This is a genomic window from Rhizobium sp. ERR 1071 (assembly GCF_007828675.1).
In the GTDB taxonomy this organism is placed as follows: domain Bacteria; phylum Pseudomonadota; class Alphaproteobacteria; order Rhizobiales; family Rhizobiaceae; genus Rhizobium; species Rhizobium dioscoreae.
Genome location: NZ_VITM01000002.1, coordinates 26,329 through 45,496, shown reverse-complemented (window position 1 = coordinate 45,496; position 19,168 = coordinate 26,329). Strand labels below are relative to the sequence as shown.

Sequence of the window (19,168 nt, the reverse complement as noted above, 5' to 3'; positions counted from 1 at the left end):
GGCAACTTGCTATAGTCTGTTCCAATCTGTGCCGGTGGAGCATGTCAAACGCATGGCAAAAGAGATCGAGCGAAAGTTTCTGGTGCGCGGCGATCACTGGCGTGATTCCGTTTCGGAGCGGCTGATCCTGCGACAAGGATATATTGCCTCCATGGCAGACCGTTCCGTGCGCATACGGCTGACGAACGACACCAAGGCAACCTTGACGATCAAGATCGGCAAGTCGATGACGAGGGACGAATTCGAATATGAGATCCCCGTCAACGAGGCGGAGGAATTGCTGGAAACGGCGATCGGCCTCGTCATCGAGAAGACCCGCCACAAAGTGCAGTTCAAGGGCTTTACCTGGGAAGTCGATGTCTTCCGCGGCGCCCATCGCGGCCTCGTGATCGCTGAAGTGGAAATGGACGACGAAAGCGACAATCCGGAACTGCCGGACTGGATCGGACGCGAGGTAACCGGCGAATACCGCTATTCCAATCAGGCCCTCGCGACGCAGTTCGAGCAGGAGTACGATGAGCTATCGCATACGGCCTGACCGAGCCCTTGATGACGAGGTGCACAAAGCAGCCGCGCATCAACTCGGCAAGGCAATGGCCGTACTGACGGACAGACCGCAGGGCCTGCACGAAGCGGTTCACGACGCCCGCAAGAACATCAAGCGCGTGCGCGCGCTCTACCGGCTGATCGCTCCGGTCGCGCGCGAATTTCAGCAGCGAGAAAACGACCGCCTTCGGAATATGGCACGCACGCTTTCCGGCGTGCGCGATGCGACCGCACTGATCGAGATCGGTCATTACCTGCAGGCAACCGCCAGATCCGCAGAAGAACTGCACGCGCTGACCCGCGTCAGCGATCTGCTGACCACCCGGCGCGACCGCTTGGCGGCGGCGCAAACCGATCTCGAAGACAAGGCACAGGCAGCAGTCGCGATATGTGCCGAGGCGCGCGAGGCGTTGAAGGAGATATCCTTCGACTGCGGCCGACGCGACACGGCCCGTCTCTTTCAGAAAAGCTGGCGCAAGAATGTCCGCAAGGCGATGCAGGCGCTGTCCGAATGCCATGCGGAAGCGGCCCACGTCGAGAGCTTTCATGATCTGCGCAAACGCAGCCAGGATTACTGGATGCATCACATGCTGCTGCGCGATGTCTGGCCGGCCGCCATGCATGCCAAGCAGCTGGAGGCCAAGGCCTTGGTCGACGTGCTCGGCCGCTATCTCGACATGTCGATATTGGCCGATGTCGCAGACCGCGAGCCGCATCTCTTCGACAGAAGCGACGATCACGCGCGCCTGCTGGAAGCGATCATTGCCCGGCAGCAGACCGCGCGCGGGGAAGCGCTGGAGCGAGGCCGCTGGGTCTTCGCCGACAAACCGGAGAGCGAAGCACGGACTATCAAGCACCTTTGGCTGGAGGCGGCCAACTGACGGGGTCACGCGCCCGCCTCAGGCAGTTCAATCGGCATGACCTAGCGTTGCTTTAGGCGCTCTACGCATCCGCCGAACCAAGCCCCACTTGCGCGAAATAGCCTTCCAGCATCGCAATGTCGTCGGCGGCAGCGATCGCGCCAATATATCCGTCCGGCCGCACGAGCACCCATTCTCCGGGGGATAGGGCGTAGATGTCGCGCAGATGCCCCCCGGCGTCGACCATGTCGCCTGACTGGCCGAAAGTATGAATATGCAGCCCTGCGCGCGGCTGCACCGATCCCGGCTGCACCTCATAGCCGAGCAATGTCCAATGCGGGCCTCGGAACAGATCGAACAGCCGTTTCGGCTGGCCGGCGGCGCCACGGATCGGCGCATCCGGGGCTCTATCGCCAGCAGACAGGCGGCCGCTGCGTCCAAGCGTTTCGAGCGCAAGCGAAGACGAAGGATAACCTATATCGAGTTGGCGCACCTCGCGACCGCGCCGCATGTCGCCCTGTTTCTGAGCATCGAGAAGCCTTGTTGCCAGACCGAGCATCGCAGCCGCGATGGGCTGACGCTCCTCTTCATAGCTGTCGAGCAGCTTGTCGTCGGCTCCATTGGCGGCCGCTGCCAGCTTCCATCCGAGATTATAGGCATCCTGCACGCTGGTATTGAAGCCCTGACCACCAGTCGGCGGATGAATGTGGGCGGCATCACCGATGAGAAACACGCGGCCAACACGGTATCGATCGGCAAGTCGCGCATTCATGGTGTAGGCCGACGACCACGACACGGATTGGATATGGATATCGTCGCGCCTGGTCCGCTCCGCCACCATGGCTTCCAGCCCTTTGGCAGAGAGGTCGATATCACCGTCGAGAGGGATCGGCCCCTGTATCTGAAACATCTCGGTCCCGGCAAGCGGGCAGAACATGATCTGCCGCGACATGTCGCCGTCGTTGAAGCGATGCCAGGCATCGCGCGTGAGACCGGTCAAAATGACATCGGCCACGATGGCGCGAACGCCGAGGGTCTTGCCGGGAAAGTCGATACCAAGGGCGTGGCGAACGAAACTGCGGCCGCCATCGGCGCCTACGAGCCAGCGCACCCGAAGAATTTCCTCTTCAGCCTTGCCCGCTAGGCGCGCTGTCACGCCACTCGGGTCTTGCTCGAAACCAACCAGTTCGCAGCCGAATTGCGGCGTATGGCCAAGCTCAAGCAACCTCTCGCGCATCACCTTTTCGGTCAGGAATTGCGGTATCATCAGCGGCAGATGGTACGGTTCTGCCGGTGTCGGGTCCTGATGTTCGGCGATGTCGGACTCGGTAAAACTGCCGTCGTCGCGATATCGCCGTACGGGCGGATAGATGCCGCCGGCCGCAACGACCCGGTCGAGAATGCCGAGATCCTCGAAGATTTCCTGGGTTCGCGGCTGGATGCCCTTGCCGCGCGAACCACGGAAAGGCCCGTCCATCTTTTCGATCAGTCGGAAGGAAATTCCTCTCCTTGCCAAATCGATGGCCAGCGCGAGGCCGGCCGCGCCCGCACCACAAATCAGCACATCGGCTGTAAATTGCTCTGTCATTTGCATCTCCATATGTGTAATATGCACATATTAAAAGAAGGGCGGCCCGGTGTCAACGAAAAGCTTGCAAAATACACATATCAGCGCTCAGCTACGCGAACTCCATAGCGCGCTGGTCGAAATTGTCGGCGTCATGAACCGGCCCCAGCGTGATGAGGCGATGATTAAGGAGGCGGGCATCTCCCTCGACCGCGCACTGTTTTCCCTGTTGGTTTTGGTGGAGCGGCTCGGCCCCATCGGCGTCGTCGAACTGGCCGATCGCGTCGGGCGCGACTACACCACCGTCAGCCGTCAGGTTGCGAAGATGGAGGGGCTTGGACTGATCAGCCGGCGGGAGAACGCGATCGACCGACGCCTGCGCGAGGCCGTCATCACCGAACAGGGCAAGGCGATGACCGATCGCATCGATGAGGCGCGCGAGAGGATCGCCCGATCCATTTTCGCCAAATGGGATGACCAGGATATCGAGGACCTTGTGCGGCTCATGCGCAGGTTTGCCGACGACATCAAGGATGATGCGCCAGCTGCACGATAAGCCGCATTTCGAAATGCCTTCCTTTCAAGTCGTATGGCGCTGGACATCTCAGCTCGTCGGCTAGCACAACCCACATCTTTCGCCGCACCAACAGAGGCGGGATCGCAAGGGCGCGGGCTGCGACGCAAATCCCGATTGCCTGAAAGCCCGCAAAATTGTATTTCACCGGCATGACCGACATGCTTTCAGATCCACGGCGCGACGCGATCGGCGCATTCCTCGTTGCCGCGCTCTATCATTTTGTTTCCTTTCCGCGCTTCGAAAGCCTGCGCGAGCCACTGCTTGCGCTCTGCGAGGAAAATGGCGTGAAGGGCACGCTGCTGCTGGCCCATGAAGGGATCAACGGCACGATCGCCGGCACGGATGCCGCTATCGGCGCCGTGCTCGCCTTCCTGCGCGCCCAGCCGGAATTTGCCGGGCTCGAACACAAGGAAAGCCGCGCGTCAAAAATGCCGTTCGTGCGCATGAAGGTGAAGCTCAAGAAAGAGATCGTCACCATGGGCGTCGAGGACATCGACCCGACCAAGGTCGTCGGCACCTATGTCGCGCCGAAGGATTGGAATGCACTGATCTCCGACCCCGACACCATCGTCATCGACACCCGCAACGACTATGAGACCGCCATCGGCGTCTTCAAGGGCGCGGTCGATCCGAAGACGAAGACTTTCCGCGAATTTCCCGATTGGGTGCGCGACAATACCGGCCTGCACAACAAGCCGAAGATCGCCATGTACTGCACCGGCGGCATCCGCTGCGAGAAGGCGACCGCCTTCATGAAGCAGCAAGGCTTCGACGAGGTCTATCATCTCAAGGGCGGCATTCTGAAATATCTCGAGGAAGTGCCGCCGGAGGAGAGCCTGTGGGAAGGCGCCTGCTTCGTCTTTGACGAGCGTGTCTCAGTCGAACACGGCCTGAAGGAAGGCAATCACAAGCTCTGCCACGCCTGCCGCAATCCCATTACATCAGAGGAAGTGACCTCACCCTTTTACGAGGCTGGCGTTTCCTGCAGCCACTGCTATCACGAACGCACTGAAGAAGACCGCGAGCGCTATCGCGAAAGGCAGCGGCAGATCGCGCTCGCCCGCAAGCGTGGTCGCGAGCATATCGGCTAAAGGCATTTTCGGAAGAACTGCACTGCGGCCTCCCTCAGGAATGCGCGGATGCTCCAGGCATATCAGGCGGCGGCGTGTTCTTCATCCAGTGCGGTTGCCATCTGTACCGCAAGCCGCTTGCTGATCTCGGCTTCCGGCATCGGCTTGCCATAGAAATAGCCCTGCAGCTCGTCGCAGCCAAAGCCCTCCAGCGCCCTTCCCTGCTCCTCGGTTTCTATACCTTCGGCCGTGACGGGAATGTCGAGTGACCGTGCCAGTGCCACGGTCGCCTTCACCATCTCGCGGGCGCGGTTGTCCTCCAGCACATTCATCGTCAGCGAGCGATCGATCTTGATGCGGTCGAAACCGAACTGGCGCAGATAGCCGATGGAGGAGAAGCCCGACCCGAAGTCATCGAGTGCCACCTTGACGCCGAGCCTCTTCAACCGCTCGATCGACTGACGGGTACGCTCCGGATTTTGAATGATATAGCCTTCGGTGATTTCCAGCGTCACGCGCTCGGCTTCGATTTCGGTACTGTTGAGCACGCTGCGGACGTAATCGGCGAAGGCGGGATTGCGGAACTGGCCCGGCGAAACGTTGACGGCAACACGCAGATCCGGCCAGTGCCGTGCCGCTTGGCAGGCCTTACGGAGAACCAGCAGGCCCAATGCCTCGATCAGGCCGCTGGTTTCGGCAATCGGAATGAAGGCCTCCGGCGAAATCGGTCCATGTCCGGGACGGTTCCAACGCACCAGCGCTTCGACCCCGATCATCTCGCAGCTCGAGGCATCAACCAGAGGCTGGTAGGCGAGCGTCAGTTCCTCCATCTCGATCGCGCGACGCAGATCGAGCTCCAGCGCATTGCGTTCCTCGCGATGCGCATCCATGGCTGTCTCGTAGCAGGTCATGCGGGCGCGGCCGGCTTCCTTGGCCTTGTACATGGCAAGATCGGCGCGTCGCACCAGTTCCTCACGGTCGATGCGGCCTTCGGGCGAGCTTGCGATGCCGATGCTGGCGCCGACCACGACCACCCGGCGGCCGATCTCCAGAGGCTCGGCAAGGAAATCCAGGATTTGCTCAGCCAACCGCAAAGCTGGGGCGTCATTAAGCTCCTTCGTCGGGAAGGCGATGGCGAATTCATCGCCTCCAAGGCGCGCCAAGGCCGCCTGCGGTGGCACGAGAACCTTGAGCCCAGCGGCTACCGCGCGGATGAGCTGATCGCCGGTGCCATGCCCGTAGGCGTCGTTGATTTCCTTGAAACCATCGAGATCTAGGTAGAGAAGCAGGACGTTGGTGCCGTCGGAGCGCGCCCGATCGACCAGACGATCCACATCGAGCCGCAATCCCTCACGATTGAGGAGCCCGCTCAGCCGGTCGCGAAGCGAGACCTGCCGTGCCTGAACTTCCTCCGCCCGCAGCCGGCGCCCCGCCATCGATCCCAGGATTAGCAGCACGACGAAGAACAGACCCACCAGACCAAGCGCGCCGAGCACCAATGGGCGGACCTGCTGATAGCTCATATCCCCCGGCTGGCGCGAGCTCCACACCAACCGTCCCAGCGACTTGCCGAGCGGATCGACGATGGAGACGGCATATCGGGCGACGGTATCCGGCGGCACCAGCGTCAAACCGCTGATGACATAGGTGTTGGCGAGCATCTTGATCCGGTCGGCGTCAAGGTAACGGACGAGGATCAGATAGCGCCGATGACCTTCTGCCACCGGAATGCGACCGGATCTTTCGCGGATCGTCGCGGCCCCGGCGGCGGCGATACCATCTCTGGTCATGATGTAGCCCGCAGCTTCCGGTACCCCAGTCACACGCGTTGTTCGCGCCTGATCGACGAGCGCCCAGACGGCCGCACCGAGGACATCCTCGATATTCTCGGTCAATGGCTGGCCATCGTGGTAAGCAACAATCGGCTTGTTGTTGTCGTCCACGATGATGGCAGTATCGAACAACGCGCCGTTGGAGGAGATGTCGCCATAATTGCCGACGATCCAATTTTGATTATCGGTCCCATAGACATTTCGCGCCGCATCGTTGCGGGCGGAATGGTCATGCAGTGTCGCTTCCAGCTGTCCCTGAAAGGTTTTCAATGCCCCGACGGTCGTTTCCCAGGAGCGCTCGTCGTCCAGCTTGTTGGAATAATCGGCAACGCGTCCGATAGCGGTAAGAACCATCAAGGTCACGACGGCAACGATCAGGGCGAAGCAAATCAAAACGGCCGTCACAATGGAATGACGACCGATCTGTGCATTTTTCTGCAGGGACTTGGAAATTGCTCCCAACACCTTTTCTCCTTGGCGGAGAAGTCTGCCGTCAGGTCTTCAATAAACGGTTAAGGCGAATTGGAGATTCCTACAGGAAAGAGTTGTATATCTGCCGAAACCGGAAGAATTCATGCCTTAGTGGCAATCGCACGCGCGAAACGGCTTAGACTTGCGGATAAAAGGCCGCTTTCTCGGGCCTCCAGCAGCATCGCGGCCTGCATCTCATCGCTCTTGCCTGCAACCGGCAGGCGCAAGAAAGCGTCTTCAACAATATGCAGCGACATGGTCTGCAAGACATCGGTGAGCTGTGCCAAGACGAGATCGCCACGATGCGATGCGTGAGCAAACATCAGCGGCTTGAACGGCACCTCGTGGCGCGACACCAGCCAGTCCAGCGCGTTCTTCAAGCCGCCGGGTATGCCGTGGGCATATTCCGGGCACGACACGATCAAACCATCTGCCTTACCGATCTCCGCCGCCAATCTCTCGACGATAACAGGTGTTCGCTCACCCTCATTATCCGGATTGAAGATCGGCAATTCACCGATCAGATCACAAATCGCAATGGTGATGCCTTCGGGGCACGCGAACCGCAGCGCCTCCAGCAGCCTGCGGCTGGCCGAAGCCTGCCGCAGGCTGCCGCAAAGCGCATAAAGAAAAATCGGCCGCTGGATCATGCGCGATGTCTATCAGGCCTCGCCGATTCGAGCGATAGCCACCCTCCCCTTGAGGGAGAGCCAGGACAACATCAGACCGCCTTGTGGTTACCCCTCGGAAACTGCGAGGCAAGCTCCCTGTACCACTTGCCGCTCTTCTTGATGGTGCGCATCTGGGTCTCGTAATCGACATGCACGAGGCCGAAGCGCATGCGATATCCCTCAGCCCATTCGAAATTGTCCATCAGGCTCCAGGCGAAGTAGCCGCGCATCGGATACCCATCCTTGATGAGATCGGCGACGACACCCAGATGCTCGATATAATAATCGAGGCGCGGCTGGTCATCGACCTCGCCGTTGACGACGCCCATGTTGTAGCAGGCACCGTTTTCGGTGATGTAGCACTCCGGCAGCTCGTAGCGCTTGTTGAGATCCTCGACGACGTGCTTCAGGCCCGGTGCATAGATTTCCCAGCCGATATCGGTTTTCACGTCGCTTGCTGGCGGCGCTTCCTTCGTCCCGGGGAAATCACCGCTCCTGGAGGCGTCGTCGGAGACGCGCATCGGCATATAGTAGTTCAGGCCCCACCAATCGAGCTTCTGGTTGATGGTCTTGAGATCACCCTCCTCGATGACAGGCATGCGATCGCCGAGCGCCTCGACGAATTCCTTCGGATATTCGCCCTTGAAGATTGGATCGAAGAAAGCGCCATTGTGGAACTGATGCGCGCGTTCTACCGCGGCCAAATCCTCGGGGGTGTCGGAGCCCGGCAGGATCGAAGCGGCGTTCAGCACGATGCCGACAGACACCTTCGGCGCGACGGAGCGGATCGCCTCGACGCCAAGGCCGTGGGCAAGGTTCATATAGTGCATCGCATAGAGCGCCGCCTGCATATTGCGCTCGCCGGGCGCATGGACGCCATAGAGGTGGCTCAGCCAAACGATACACCAAGGCTCGTTGAAGGTGGCGACAGAATCCAGGCGGTCGCCGAGGCGGGCCATGACGGTCTTGGTGTAGCGCTGGAAGGCATGCGCCGTCGAGCGCGCCGTCCAGCCGCCATCGCCGGCAAGCGCCAGCGGCAGATCCCAATGGTAGAGGGTCGCGAAAGTCTTGATGCCGCGCGCCTTGCAGCCATCCACCAGGCGATCATAGAAATCGAGGCCGGCTTCGTTCACCGGGCCGGTGCCTTCGGGGATGATACGCGGCCAGGCGATCGAGAAGCGATAAGCCTCGACCCCCATGTCCTTGATCAGATCGAGATCCTGCTCCAGACGGTTATAGTGGTCGCAGGCGATGTCGCCATTATTGCGCTGATAGACGCGGCCCGGCATGTTGGCGAAAGCATCCCAGATGGATGGCTTGCGGCCGTCGGCCTTGGTGGCACCCTCGATCTGGAAGGCGGCGGTGGCAACACCGAATGTGAAATCGCCGGGGAAGCGATCGGCAAGAAGCTTCGGATCGATCATGGTGAAAATCCCGTCTGTTATGGCTTCGTTGGCTGCGGTTTAGCCAAGCGGCATGACAAAGTACAGTGCCGGCACGGGAAAACTGCAACGTTGCAGGCGCCGACAAACCAGGCCGGCGAAAGGCGCCTGAAAAAACTTCACCGGCAGCAGCAACACTCTTCGCACGGCTTGATAACAGCAATGTCAACAGTCGTGACTTGTCTTTCGGCTTGGGATCAATTGAGGGTAGCAGCCAAACTTGACAGTGAAAGGACACAAATGCTCCCTGCGATCCACGCCCTCCACCCTCATCTGCTGAGTCTCCTGCGCATTGTCGCCTCGCTCGTGCTCTTCAGCTATGGAACGCAGAAGGTGCTGCATTTCCCGGCGGCCGAAAATGTGCCCGCTGTCGGATCGCTGTCCTGGATCGCCGGCCTACTCGAACTCACTCTCGGCTTCCTCGCCCTGATCGGCTTCAAGACGCGGATTGCAGCGTTCATTCTGTCAGGCCTGATGGCCTTTGCCTATTTCCTGCGTCATGCGCCGCAGAGCTTCTATCCCGCCCAGAACGGCGGCACATCTGCTATCCTCTTCTGCTTCATCTTCCTGTTTCTCGCCAGCGCCGGCGGTGGCCCGCTGAGTGTCGACGCGCTGACCAAGCGCAGGCAGGACATCGCCGTCTGAATAAGCAGGTTCGAGGCGGCAAAACCGCCTCGAACCTCCCCAAACCTAGAGCTTGACCCAGGCGCCATTGCGCTTCGAGGACGCGACGCAGGCTTCGACGAAAGCCACACCTTTCACACCGTCATCGACGGTCGGATAGATCACGGCAGGATCGATGGCCACGCCCTTCTTACGGGCGTTGATGGCACGCGCAGCCTCGGTATAGATTGTCGCGAAAGCTTCCAAATAGCCTTCCGGATGGCCCGAGGGTATGCGCGAGACGCGCGCGGCTGCAGCGCCGGAGCCGGCACCGTTGCGGGTGATCAGCCGCTTCGGCTCGCCAAACGGCGTGTACCAAAGATAGTTCGGATCGGCCTGCGTCCACTCGATGCCGCCCTTGGTGCCGTAAACGCGGAGCTTCAACCCATTCTCATGGCCGGGCGCCACCTGGCTGCACCACAGCATGCCCTTTGCCGGCTTTTCCTTGCCCTTCGCCTTGAAGCGCAGCAGCACATGGCCGTTATCATCGAGGCGACGTCCTTCAACGAAGCTGTCGAGATCGGCGGCAAGACTGTCGAGCTCGAGACCAGTCACGAAGGAAGCGAGATTATAGGCATGCGTGCCGATATCGCCGGTGGAGCCGCCGACGCCCGACTGGGCCGGGTCGGTACGCCAGGCCGCCTGCTTCTGGCCGGACTGCTCGATATTTTCCGTCAGCCAATCCTGCGGATATTCCGCCTGCACAACGCGGATATCACCAAGCTCGCCATTGGCGATCATCTCGCGCGCCTGGCGGATCATCGGATAGCCGGTGTAATTATGCGTGAGGATGAAGAGCGCTCCACTCTCGTCGGCCACCTTCTTGAGCTTCTTGGCGTCGGCAAGATTGGATGTCAGCGGCTTGTCGCAGATGACATGGATGCCGCGCCGCAGGAATTCCTTGGCGGCGTCATAATGGACATGGTTCGGCGTGACGATCGAAACCGCCTCGATGCCGTTCTTCAGCTTCGCTTCGCGGATCGCCATGTCACGGTAGCTGGAATAGGTGCGCGAGGGATCGAGACCGAGATCGCGGCCGGATGCCTGAGCCTTTTCCGGCGAAGACGAGAGCGCGCCGGCGACGAGGTCGAACTGGTCGTCAATGCGCGCGGCGATACGATGCACTGCGCCGATGAAAGCGCCGGCGCCGCCGCCCACCATGCCGAGCCGGATGCGCGGCTCCCGCGTCTGTTCCGATGATCCTTCGATTGCCATTTTGTCCTCCTAAATGAACTAGAATTCGCATTTTGGATGCCTGTCGTTCCAAGCCACCCGCCTCGCCCTTCGATGGCCTTGCAGGCCATCTCAGGGTGAGGCTGGTCTACCGCGCCAGCATCACATCCTTCCAACTAGCGATGCCTAAGATGGCTCTAGTGGAGTTTCGCGAGAGCTCGCTCCGCCCTCATCCTGAGGTGCGGAGCCTCCTGAGCTCTGCGAAGGAGTGAAGCCTCGAAGGAAGAGGCGGCCTGGGCAGCATTCTCTCCCCGTTGGGGAGAAGAGAAATTACGACAGCCCCAGCATGCGCCGGTTCGCCGCCTGGTCCGTGCCACTGCCGGCGAAGTCATCGAAGGCCTTTTCCGTGACGCGGATGATGTGCGCCTTGACGAATTCGGAGCCTTCGCGGGCGCCGTCTTCGGGATGCTTCAGCGCGCATTCCCATTCGACCACGGCCCAGCCGTCGAAATTATTGGCGGTCATCTTGGAGAAGACGGCGCCGAAATCGACCTGGCCGTCACCCAGCGAGCGGAAACGGCCTGCGCGCTCGACCCAGCCCTGATAGCCGCCATAGACACCCTGGCGTCCTGTCGGATTGAACTCCGCATCCTTGACGTGGAACATCTTGATGCGGTCCTTGTAGATGTCGATGTTCTCGAGATAATCGAGGCACTGCAGGACGTAGTGCGAGGGATCGTAGAGCATGTTGGCGCGCGGATGGTTTTTCACGCGCTCCAGGAACATCTCGAAGGTGATGCCGTCATGCAGGTCTTCGCCGGGATGGATCTCGTAGCAGACGTCGACGCCGTTCTCGTCGGCATGGTTGAGGATCGGCGTCCAGCGGCGGGCAAGCTCCTCGAAAGCGGTCTCGACAAGGCCAGCCGGGCGCTGCGGCCAGGGATAGATGAAGGGCCAGGCGAGCGCACCGGAGAAGGTCGCATGCGCCTTGATGCCGAGATGCTTCGACGCCGTCAGCGCCATCTTCACCTGTTCGACCGCCCATTCCTGCCGAGCCTTCGGATTGCCCCGCACTTCCGGAGCGGCAAAACCATCAAAGGCTTCATCATAGGCCGGATGCACGGCGACGAGCTGGCCCTGGAGGTGGGTGGAAAGTTCGGTGACCTCGACGCCGTTGGCGCGGGCGACGCCGGCGAATTCGTCGCAGTAATCCTTCGAAGAGGCTGCCTTCTTCAGGTCGATGAGCTGGCTTGCCCAGGTCGGAACCTGCACGCCGATATAGCCGACGTCAGCTGCCCATTTCGTGATCGAATACCACGAGTTGAACGGTGCCGCATCGCCGGCGAACTGGCCGAGAAACAGGCCCGGTCCCTTGATCGTCTTCATCTGTATTTCCTCCCTAATCGCGTTCTGTAAACGTTTCCGATGCCTTTCGGACCCATATCCGAGGCGGCTGAGGTGCCGCAGCCTCCAAAAACTATAGGGTCGTCGGGCTGAAAGTCGAATGCCCTGCGACCTAATCACGGCACGCCACAGACGGCAAGAGGTACGTGCCGCAAAATTTCCATCCACCGCAAAACGGGGCTGACGGAACACTTAAAAAACGCCCGCCGAAACCGGCGGGCGCCCTTGAAGATGAACCGAGGAACCGATCAGAACGGTGAATCGGGGAAGTAGAAGTCCTTGGCATTGTCCTTGGTGACGAGCGTCGCATCCAGGATGTAGTTGCCGCGAACCGGAACCTGATCGTAGAAGTTGGCAGCCGTCAGTTCCATGGCGGTGCCGACCATTGCCGGCGGGTAAAGGACGTCGACCGGGATCAGCTTGTCGCCATCCATGACCTTCTTGATCATGTCCTTCGAGCCGGCGCCGGCGATGATATACTTGATATCGGTACGCTTGGCCTGCTCGATTGCCTGCAGAACGCCGACGGCCATGTCGTCATCCTGGCACCAGACGACGTCGATCTTCGGGAACTTGGTGAGGTAGTCCTGCATGACCTTGAAGGCGTCGTCTCGGTTCCAGTTGCCATACTGGCGGTCAAGAACCTTGACGTTCGAGCCGGCAATGCCCTTGTCGAAGCCGTCCTGGCGCTGCTGATCGATCGGGATCGGCAGGCCGCGGATGACGACGACCTGGGCATCCGGCGTGTTGGCCTTGATGTATTCGCCCGCGACCTGGCCGAGCGCCGGATTGTTGCCGGCGACATAGAGGTCACGTACGGAATTGTCGTTGTTGCTCGGCGCACGGTCGACGAGCGCCACGAACTTGCCCTTGTCCTTGACTTCCTTGATGGCATTGACGAGCGGATCGGGATCCGACGGCAGGATGACGAGCGCATCGATACCCTGTGTTTCAAGGTCCTGCACGGCGTTTGCCTGGCTCGCCGCGTCAGGCGAGGTCTTGACGATGACGTTCAGCCCCGGATGCTCCGCCATCAAGAGCTTGGCGACGCGCTCGGCATGGAAGACCACGCCCGAGGTCCAGCCGTGGTCGGCGGCCGGAATGGAAACGCCGATCGTTACCTTCTTGTCCTCGGCATGGACCGTGCCGGCCAGAGCCGCCATCACGACAGCCAAGCCTATGAGTCTCTTTCGCATATTTCTTCCTCCCAGATAGAGACAGGGCCTTGTCACCAAGAACCGGGCGCCCCCTGACCCGGCTATTCGCTATTTGCGGGCGAGTGAACGCTGAACCAGCATGGCGATGATGATGATCGCGCCCTGGATGGCGTTCAGCAGATACTCGCTGATGAAATTGGAAAGCAGCATGATGTTGCCGACGAGCTCCAGGATGAAGGCGCCACAGATCGTGCCCCATACCCTGCCCGCTCCGCCCTTCAGCGCCGTGCCGCCGACGACGACCGCGGTGATCGCCTGCAGCTCCCAGAGACTGCCCGTCGTCGCCGACGTCGAACCAAGCCGCGGCACATAGAGAAGCACGGCGATCGACACGCACAGGCCTTGGATGACAAAGGCGACGGTGCGCACGCGATTGACCGCCACGCCGGAATAGCGCGCAACGTCGCGATTGGAACCGACGGCGATAACATGCCGCCCATAGCGGGTGCGGTAGAGAATGAAGGCCGCAATGCCGGTGACGACAAGAATGACCACGATCGGCACCGGCACACCAAACACGGTGCCATAATAGGCGGGCTTGTAGAGCGCCTGCAGATTGGCCGGACGCAAGGTGATCGCACCACCCTGCGACAGCCAGGTCGTCAAACCGCGATAGACACCCATGGTGCCGAGCGTCGCAATGAAAGGCTCGATCTTGCCAACGGTCGTGATCAGCCCGTTGGCGAGGCCGCAGAGCACACCCGCAACGACTGAAAACAATATTGCCGCCACCAGCATCAGGGCGGGATCGGCGATGGCGCCCGAATTCATCAGGAGGATCATCAGGCTCGCAACGAAGGCAACCATCGCGCCGACAGACAGATCGAGATCGCCGGCCGAGATGACGAAGGTGGCACCAACCGCGATGATGGCGATGAAGGCGCATCTCGTCGCAACATTGGTGAGATTGGTAATGCCGATGAAGTTCGGATTGACCAGCGCGCCCACGATCAGAAGCAGCACCAAGGCTGCAAACGGCGCCACGGCCCTAAGATCGACATCCCGCCAGGAGCGCCCCCGCCGGCCTGTCTTGCCGCTGCTGTCTTCACCCACGCTCATAACCAAAACCAACCTCCCGTCCCATGATTGCTGGGAATTCGCCTTGCTCCGCCGCCCTTCAGGCAGCCGTCTTTTTCTTCAGGCCCGCCGCATAACGCATGATTTCCTGCTCGGTGATCTCTTCGCCTTCGAGCACGCCGACGATCCGGCCCTCCCGCATCACGGCAACCCGTGTGCAAAGCCCGATGACCTCGGGCATTTCCGAAGAGATCACAATGATCGAATGACCGTCGCGCGCCAGCGCGGAAATGAAATGATAGATCTGCTGCTTCGTACCCACATCGATGCCGCGCGTCGGCTCGTCGATGATGATGATCTGCGGCTCGGTCTCCATGATCTTCGCCAGAAGCAGCTTCTGCTGGTTGCCGCCGGACATGCGGCCGGCAACGATATTGCCGTCACGTACGCGTATATCAAAACGGCGGCGCGCTCGCGCCAGCGCATCGGCCTCGCTGGAGGCGCTCAGATAGCCGAACTTGCCATGCCGGTCGAGCGACTGCAGGGTCAGATTGACGATCATGCCGGAATTCAGAAGCAGACCCTTCGACTTGCGGTCCTTCGTCATATAGGCAAGCCCGGCATCGATGGCCGCATGCACATCATGCGGCGGCACCGTTTGGCCGTTGGCGACGACCTCGCCGGAGACACGCGAGCGCAGACCGACGATCGCTTCCATCAGCTCCGTGCGTCCGGAGCCGATCATGCCGGAAAAGCCCAATATCTCACCCTTGCGCAGCTCGAAGCTCGCATCGTGGACATAACCCGTCGAAACCGAGCTGACGCTGAGCACCACCTTCTCGTCGACATCCGGCTCGTTCTTGGCCGGATAAAGACTGGAAAGCTCGCGCCCGACCATTAGCTGGGCGATCGATTCACCATCGAGCAGCGAGGTCGGTGATGTCTTCACCCATTGGCCGTCGCGTAGCACCGTGACGCGATCCGTCAGTTCCATGACCTCATCGAGCTTATGGGAGACGAAGACGAAGCTCGTTCCCTGGTCGCGTAGCTTGCGAACCTGCTTGAACAGGAAATTGGTCTCCTCGCGCGAGAGAACAGCTGTCGGCTCGTCCATGAAGACGATGCGCGCATCGCGGCTGATCGCCTTTGCGATCTCCACCATCTGCTTGTCGGCGATGGAGAGCGTGCTGATGATAGCATTCTCATCGACATGCGAGCCGAGAAGGTCGAGCACGCGCCGCGTTTCCGCGCGCATGAGCTTGCGGTCGAGCACGCCGAAGCGCGTGACTTCGCGGCCAAGAAATAGACTCTCGGTGACGGTCAGATGTTCCGCAAGATTGAATTCCTGATGGATGATGACGATGCCGAGCGCCTCCGCGGCGCCGTTCGGCGGCAGCTTTACCGGCTTGCCATCGAGGAGGATTTCGCCCGAGGTCGGCTGCTCGAAACCGGAGAGAACTTTTACCAGCGTCGACTTGCCGGCACCGTTTTCGCCCATCAGCGCATGGATTTCGCCGGCCCGAAGATCGAAGTTGACGCTGAACAGCACCTGCACGCCGTTAAAGGACTTGGAAATCCCTCTCGCAGACAGCACGACCGCACCGTCGACGGCTTCCGAACTCATTGAATCCTCCCTGCGGTCCCACCCGCTTTCCACGCTATGTAAACCTTTACATACATCGTGTAAAGGTTTACATCATTGGATATCGTACAAAATTTCGCGGTTACCTTTGACCTCCACGTAAGTCTGTGTAGTCTCCAGCCCGAGACGAGACCCCAAGGCAGAGCGCAGTGTCGAATTCCACGCCCGCAACTATCGAAGACGTCGCCCGAATTGCCAATGTTTCGATAGCAACGGTTTCGCGGGCCATCCATACTCCAGAGAAAGTCGCCAATTCGACGCGGCTGAAAGTCAATCAGGCTATCGCCGTTACCGGTTATACTACCAATGCCATGGCGCGCAGCCTGAGACTCGGCCGCTCGAACATGATTCTCGTCGTGGCGCCCGATATCGGCGATCCCAATTTCTCGAATATTTTGATCGGTCTGGAAAACGAGGCGCGTTCGCACGGCTATGGCATCCTGATCGGCCACACGCAGAACGATGCCCAGCGCGGCCTGGAATATCTGAAGTTCCTGAACTCCAACCAGGCGGCGGGATTGATCCTCTTCACCGGCATCTTGCCCTTCGGACATCAGACGATGACAGCGCGGTTGCCGCCGAGCGTCGGTGTCTTCGAACCGGTCTTCAACGGCGGCATCCCTTATGTCGGCGTCGACGATATTGCCGGCGCGCGCAAGGCCGTGGACCTCCTGATTGCCGAGGGCCATCGCAAGATCGCCTTCATCGGCGATTCCCGCACCCGCCTCGCCTATAGCCGCCGGCGCATGGGTTACGAGGCCGGACTGGATGCGGCCGGCATCGGACAGGACCTGCGCATCGTCTTGGACGGCGACGGCACCATCGAGAGCGGGCGACTCTCCGTCGAGCAGCTTTTCATGCGAGACACGCTCCCGACGGCCTTCATGTGTGTCAACGACCAGACCGCGATCGGCGTGATGATCGGCCTGAAGGCACGCGGCTACGATATCCCCGAGGATTTTTCGGTAACCGGCTTCGACGACGTGCCCCAAGCCGTCTTCATGACGCCATCGCTGACGACGATCCGGCAACCCCGCACCGCCATCGGCAAGCATGCGATGGCGCTTCTGCTGGAACTGCTTTCGGATGGCGAGCCGGCCGAGACGGAGATCCTGCTGCGGCCGGATCTGATCGTGCGGAACTCGGTCGGAGCTCCGCCGCGCAGTCGGCGCTAGGCAGTCGCAGCGATGTCGCTTGGCAGAATCACCCTCTATGTCCGCGACGTCGAAGCGACGATCAGCTTTTACGAGAAGCATTTCGGATTCAAGCCACTCCGCCTGGAGGGCGATCGGATTGTTGAGCTGCTCGCGCGGCATGGCGGCGCCAATCTGATGATCCATCCAGCGGGTAAGGCGCAGAAAATGGGACAGGTGCTGGTCAAGCTGGTCTTCGACGTCGAGCATGTCGAAGCTTTCCGCGCTAAGTGTGCTGAAGAGGGGCTGGAGTTCGGACCCTTGCATCAGCCGACGGCTATGTTTTCGCCAATGCCAAGGATCCCTCAGGGAATCCCATAGCCATTTCCAGCCGCGCCTTCGGGCTCAAATCGGGAGGCAATGAAACACCGCCTCCCGAAACTGCCGATCAAACGTAGCGATTGACGATGTTTTCCAGCAGTTCCTGCTTGCCGGACTTCGGCTGCGGGTTGACGTCCTTGGTCTCGACCCACTGGGCGATCTGGTCGAGCGAATATTCGCCGCGCAGCAGCTTCTGGCCTTCGGCCGAATCCCAGCCGGCGTAACGGTCGGCGAGCGGCTTGGAGAGCGCCTTGTCTTCGATCATCTTGGCAGCAGCCTTCAGGCCGCGGGCGCAGCAATCCATGCCGCCGATGTGGCCGATGAGCAGGTCTTCCGGGTCGAGCGACTGACGGCGCAGCTTGGCGTCGAAGTTCGTGCCGCCGGTCTTGAACCCGCCGCCTGCCAGAACCTGGTAATAGGCCAACGTCATTTCCGGAACGTTGTTCGGGAACTGGTCGGTATCCCAGCCGGACTGGTAGTCATTGCGGTTCATGTCGATGGAGCCGAAGATGCCCAGCGCATTGGCAAGCGCCAGTTCGTGCTCGAAGGAATGACCGGCAAGGATCGCATGACCCTGCTCGATATTGACCTTCACCTCGTTTTCGAGGCCGTACTTCTTGAGGAAGCCGTAGACCGTGGCGACATCGTAGTCATACTGATGCTTGGTCGGCTCCTGCGGCTTCGGCTCGATGAGGATCGTGCCCTTGAAGCCGATCTTGTGCTTGTATTCGACGACGAGATTGAGGAAACGACCCATCTGGTCCATTTCGCGCTTCAGGTCGGTGTTGAGCAGCGTCTCATAACCTTCGCGGCCGCCCCAGAGAACATAGTTTTCGCCATTGAGCTTGTGCGTGGCGTCCATGCAGGTCTTCACGGTCGCAGCCGAGAAGGCGAAGACATCCGGATCCGGATTGGTCGCAGCGCCCGACATGAAGCGGCGGTTGGAAAAGAGGTTTGCCGTGCCCCAGAGCAGCTTTACGCCGGTATCGGCCTGCTTCTTGGCGAAGTAGTCGACGATCTCGTTGAGGTTCCTGGTGTTCTCGGCGAAATTCTTGCCTTCCGGACGCACGTCGGCATCGTGGAAGCAGTAATAGGGAGCGCCGAGCAGCGTGAAGAATTCGAAGGCGACATCGGCCTTCAGCTTGGCGGCTTCCATCGTCTCGTTGAACCAGGGGCGCAGGAAGGTCTGGCCGCCGAAGGGATCGCCGCCCGGCCAGGTGAAGGTGTGCCAGTAGGCGACGGCGAAACGCAGATGGTCTTCCATGCGCTTGCCGGCAACGACTTCGTCCTTGTTGTAATAGCGGAAGGCCAGCGGATTGGTGCTGTCCGGGCCTTCGTATTTTACCTTGCTGATGTCACCAAAAAATCCGGTGCTCATGTCTCATCTCCTTGGGTTTGGTGTTTCGGTATTGTTTTGTCACTTTGATGCCCCTCATCCGACCCTTCGGGCCACCTTCTCCCCGAGGGGAGAAGGTATGGGTGACCGCAGTAAGCTCCGTCGT

16 protein-coding genes and 1 pseudogene are annotated in these 19,168 nt (G+C 60.4%); 7 read left to right on the top strand and 10 right to left on the bottom strand.

Features of this window, described 5'->3' with window-relative positions; all coding sequences use genetic code 11:
* The first annotated feature begins 52 nt into the window (after positions 1-52).
* Both FBZ99_RS05545 and FBZ99_RS05540 read left to right on the top strand, forming a co-directional pair.
* Complete coding sequence (locus tag FBZ99_RS05545; protein WP_113330585.1) at positions 53-538, top strand: CYTH domain-containing protein; 486 nt, start codon at positions 53-55, stop codon at positions 536-538.
* Positions 516-1,427: a CHAD domain-containing protein gene (locus FBZ99_RS05540; RefSeq protein ID WP_113354927.1), complete on the top strand. Its 912-nt coding sequence runs from the start codon at positions 516-518 to the stop codon at positions 1,425-1,427. The genes FBZ99_RS05545 and FBZ99_RS05540 overlap by 23 nt, the downstream gene beginning before the upstream one ends.
* Positions 1,428-1,488: 61 nt before the next feature.
* Here the strand turns inward: FBZ99_RS05540 and FBZ99_RS05535 are convergent, their stop codons facing one another.
* Entirely contained in the window at positions 1,489-2,994 is a 1,506-nt protein-coding gene (locus FBZ99_RS05535) for an FAD-dependent oxidoreductase (RefSeq protein WP_145631855.1), read from the bottom strand.
* A gap of 49 nt (positions 2,995-3,043) precedes the next feature.
* Here FBZ99_RS05535 and FBZ99_RS05530 point away from each other — a divergent pair, with 49 nt between their 5' ends.
* Together FBZ99_RS05530 and trhO are read left to right on the top strand one after the other, a co-directional pair.
* Entirely contained in the window at positions 3,044-3,529 is a 486-nt protein-coding gene (locus tag FBZ99_RS05530) for a MarR family winged helix-turn-helix transcriptional regulator (protein WP_113330549.1), read from the top strand.
* Positions 3,530-3,699: 170 nt separating this feature from the next.
* A complete protein-coding gene (gene trhO, locus FBZ99_RS05525; protein ID WP_113330586.1) occupies positions 3,700-4,641 on the top strand; it encodes an oxygen-dependent tRNA uridine(34) hydroxylase TrhO in 942 nt (313 codons plus the stop codon).
* Between the two features lie 62 nt (positions 4,642-4,703).
* On the opposite strand, the gene FBZ99_RS05520 is transcribed toward trhO, so the two are convergent.
* The 3 genes from FBZ99_RS05520 to FBZ99_RS05510 all read right to left on the bottom strand — a co-directional run bounded on the left by FBZ99_RS05520 (position 4,704) and on the right by FBZ99_RS05510 (position 9,018).
* Complete coding sequence (locus FBZ99_RS05520; protein ID WP_145631853.1) at positions 4,704-6,914, bottom strand: putative bifunctional diguanylate cyclase/phosphodiesterase; 2,211 nt, start codon at positions 6,912-6,914, stop codon at positions 4,704-4,706.
* 110 nt (positions 6,915-7,024) lie between these two features.
* On the bottom strand, positions 7,025-7,573 hold the full coding sequence (locus FBZ99_RS05515) for an NADPH-dependent FMN reductase (protein WP_173002424.1): 549 nt from the start codon (positions 7,571-7,573) through the stop codon (positions 7,025-7,027).
* Positions 7,574-7,644: 71 nt separating this feature from the next.
* Positions 7,645-9,018 carry a GH1 family beta-glucosidase gene (locus FBZ99_RS05510; protein ID WP_145631851.1) on the bottom strand — a complete coding sequence of 458 codons (1,374 nt, stop codon included), beginning with the start codon at positions 9,016-9,018 and terminating at the stop codon, positions 7,645-7,647.
* A 258-nt stretch (positions 9,019-9,276) separates the two neighbouring features.
* Here FBZ99_RS05510 and FBZ99_RS05505 point away from each other — a divergent pair, with 258 nt between their 5' ends.
* On the top strand, positions 9,277-9,681 hold the full coding sequence (locus FBZ99_RS05505; RefSeq protein WP_113420185.1) for a DoxX family protein: 405 nt from the start codon (positions 9,277-9,279) through the stop codon (positions 9,679-9,681).
* Between the two features lie 45 nt (positions 9,682-9,726).
* Here FBZ99_RS05505 and FBZ99_RS05500 read toward each other — a convergent pair whose 3' ends face one another.
* The 5 genes from FBZ99_RS05500 to FBZ99_RS05480 all read right to left on the bottom strand — a co-directional run bounded on the left by FBZ99_RS05500 (position 9,727) and on the right by FBZ99_RS05480 (position 16,134).
* Positions 9,727-10,914 carry a Gfo/Idh/MocA family protein gene (locus FBZ99_RS05500; protein ID WP_113354915.1) on the bottom strand — a complete coding sequence of 396 codons (1,188 nt, stop codon included), beginning with the start codon at positions 10,912-10,914 and terminating at the stop codon, positions 9,727-9,729.
* Positions 10,915-11,202: 288 nt separating this feature from the next.
* Complete coding sequence (locus FBZ99_RS05495; RefSeq protein WP_145631849.1) at positions 11,203-12,258, bottom strand: sugar phosphate isomerase/epimerase family protein; 1,056 nt, start codon at positions 12,256-12,258, stop codon at positions 11,203-11,205.
* Positions 12,259-12,524: 266 nt separating this feature from the next.
* Positions 12,525-13,472, bottom strand: a complete 948-nt coding sequence (locus tag FBZ99_RS05490; RefSeq protein WP_069616012.1) for a substrate-binding domain-containing protein — start codon at positions 13,470-13,472, stop codon at positions 12,525-12,527.
* 69 nt (positions 13,473-13,541) lie between these two features.
* Complete coding sequence (locus FBZ99_RS05485; protein ID WP_145631847.1) at positions 13,542-14,552, bottom strand: ABC transporter permease; 1,011 nt, start codon at positions 14,550-14,552, stop codon at positions 13,542-13,544.
* Between the two features lie 58 nt (positions 14,553-14,610).
* The gene (locus tag FBZ99_RS05480) at positions 14,611-16,134 is read right to left on the bottom strand and encodes a sugar ABC transporter ATP-binding protein (RefSeq protein WP_113354902.1); all 1,524 of its coding nucleotides are present in this window, start codon (positions 16,132-16,134) and stop codon (positions 14,611-14,613) included.
* A 167-nt stretch (positions 16,135-16,301) separates the two neighbouring features.
* Here FBZ99_RS05480 and FBZ99_RS05475 point away from each other — a divergent pair, with 167 nt between their 5' ends.
* Together FBZ99_RS05475 and FBZ99_RS05470 are read left to right on the top strand one after the other, a co-directional pair.
* Positions 16,302-17,327 carry a LacI family DNA-binding transcriptional regulator gene (locus FBZ99_RS05475; RefSeq protein WP_113354899.1) on the top strand — a complete coding sequence of 342 codons (1,026 nt, stop codon included), beginning with the start codon at positions 16,302-16,304 and terminating at the stop codon, positions 17,325-17,327.
* Positions 17,328-17,339: 12 nt separating this feature from the next.
* Positions 17,340-17,743: pseudogene (locus tag FBZ99_RS05470) on the top strand (VOC family protein).
* On the opposite strand, the gene xylA reads toward FBZ99_RS05470, so the two are convergent.
* Positions 17,734-19,044, bottom strand: a complete 1,311-nt coding sequence (xylA, locus tag FBZ99_RS05465) for a xylose isomerase (RefSeq protein ID WP_113354892.1) — start codon at positions 19,042-19,044, stop codon at positions 17,734-17,736. The pseudogene FBZ99_RS05470 and the gene xylA sit on opposite strands and share 10 nt — an antisense overlap.
* Positions 19,045-19,168 lie beyond the last annotated feature (124 nt).

Bases quoted from the DNA above. Each gene is read 5' to 3' on its own strand.
- FBZ99_RS05545 (WP_113330585.1), top strand. From the start codon at position 53: ATGGCAAAAGAGATCGAGCGAAAGTTTCTGGTGCGCGGCGATCACTGG.
- FBZ99_RS05540 (WP_113354927.1), top strand. From the start codon at position 516: ATGAGCTATCGCATACGGCCTGACCGAGCCCTTGATGACGAGGTGCAC.
- FBZ99_RS05535 (WP_145631855.1), bottom strand. From the start codon at position 2,994: ATGACAGAGCAATTTACAGCCGATGTGCTGATTTGTGGTGCGGGCGCG.
- trhO (WP_113330586.1), top strand. From the start codon at position 3,700: ATGACCGACATGCTTTCAGATCCACGGCGCGACGCGATCGGCGCATTC.
- FBZ99_RS05515 (WP_173002424.1), bottom strand. From the start codon at position 7,573: ATGATCCAGCGGCCGATTTTTCTTTATGCGCTTTGCGGCAGCCTGCGG.
- FBZ99_RS05510 (WP_145631851.1), bottom strand. From the start codon at position 9,018: ATGATCGATCCGAAGCTTCTTGCCGATCGCTTCCCCGGCGATTTCACA.
- FBZ99_RS05505 (WP_113420185.1), top strand. From the start codon at position 9,277: ATGCTCCCTGCGATCCACGCCCTCCACCCTCATCTGCTGAGTCTCCTG.
- FBZ99_RS05500 (WP_113354915.1), bottom strand. From the start codon at position 10,914: ATGGCAATCGAAGGATCATCGGAACAGACGCGGGAGCCGCGCATCCGG.
- FBZ99_RS05495 (WP_145631849.1), bottom strand. From the start codon at position 12,258: ATGAAGACGATCAAGGGACCGGGCCTGTTTCTCGGCCAGTTCGCCGGC.
- FBZ99_RS05490 (WP_069616012.1), bottom strand. From the start codon at position 13,472: ATGCGAAAGAGACTCATAGGCTTGGCTGTCGTGATGGCGGCTCTGGCC.
- FBZ99_RS05485 (WP_145631847.1), bottom strand. From the start codon at position 14,552: ATGAGCGTGGGTGAAGACAGCAGCGGCAAGACAGGCCGGCGGGGGCGC.
- FBZ99_RS05480 (WP_113354902.1), bottom strand. From the start codon at position 16,134: ATGAGTTCGGAAGCCGTCGACGGTGCGGTCGTGCTGTCTGCGAGAGGG.
- xylA (WP_113354892.1), bottom strand. From the start codon at position 19,044: ATGAGCACCGGATTTTTTGGTGACATCAGCAAGGTAAAATACGAAGGC.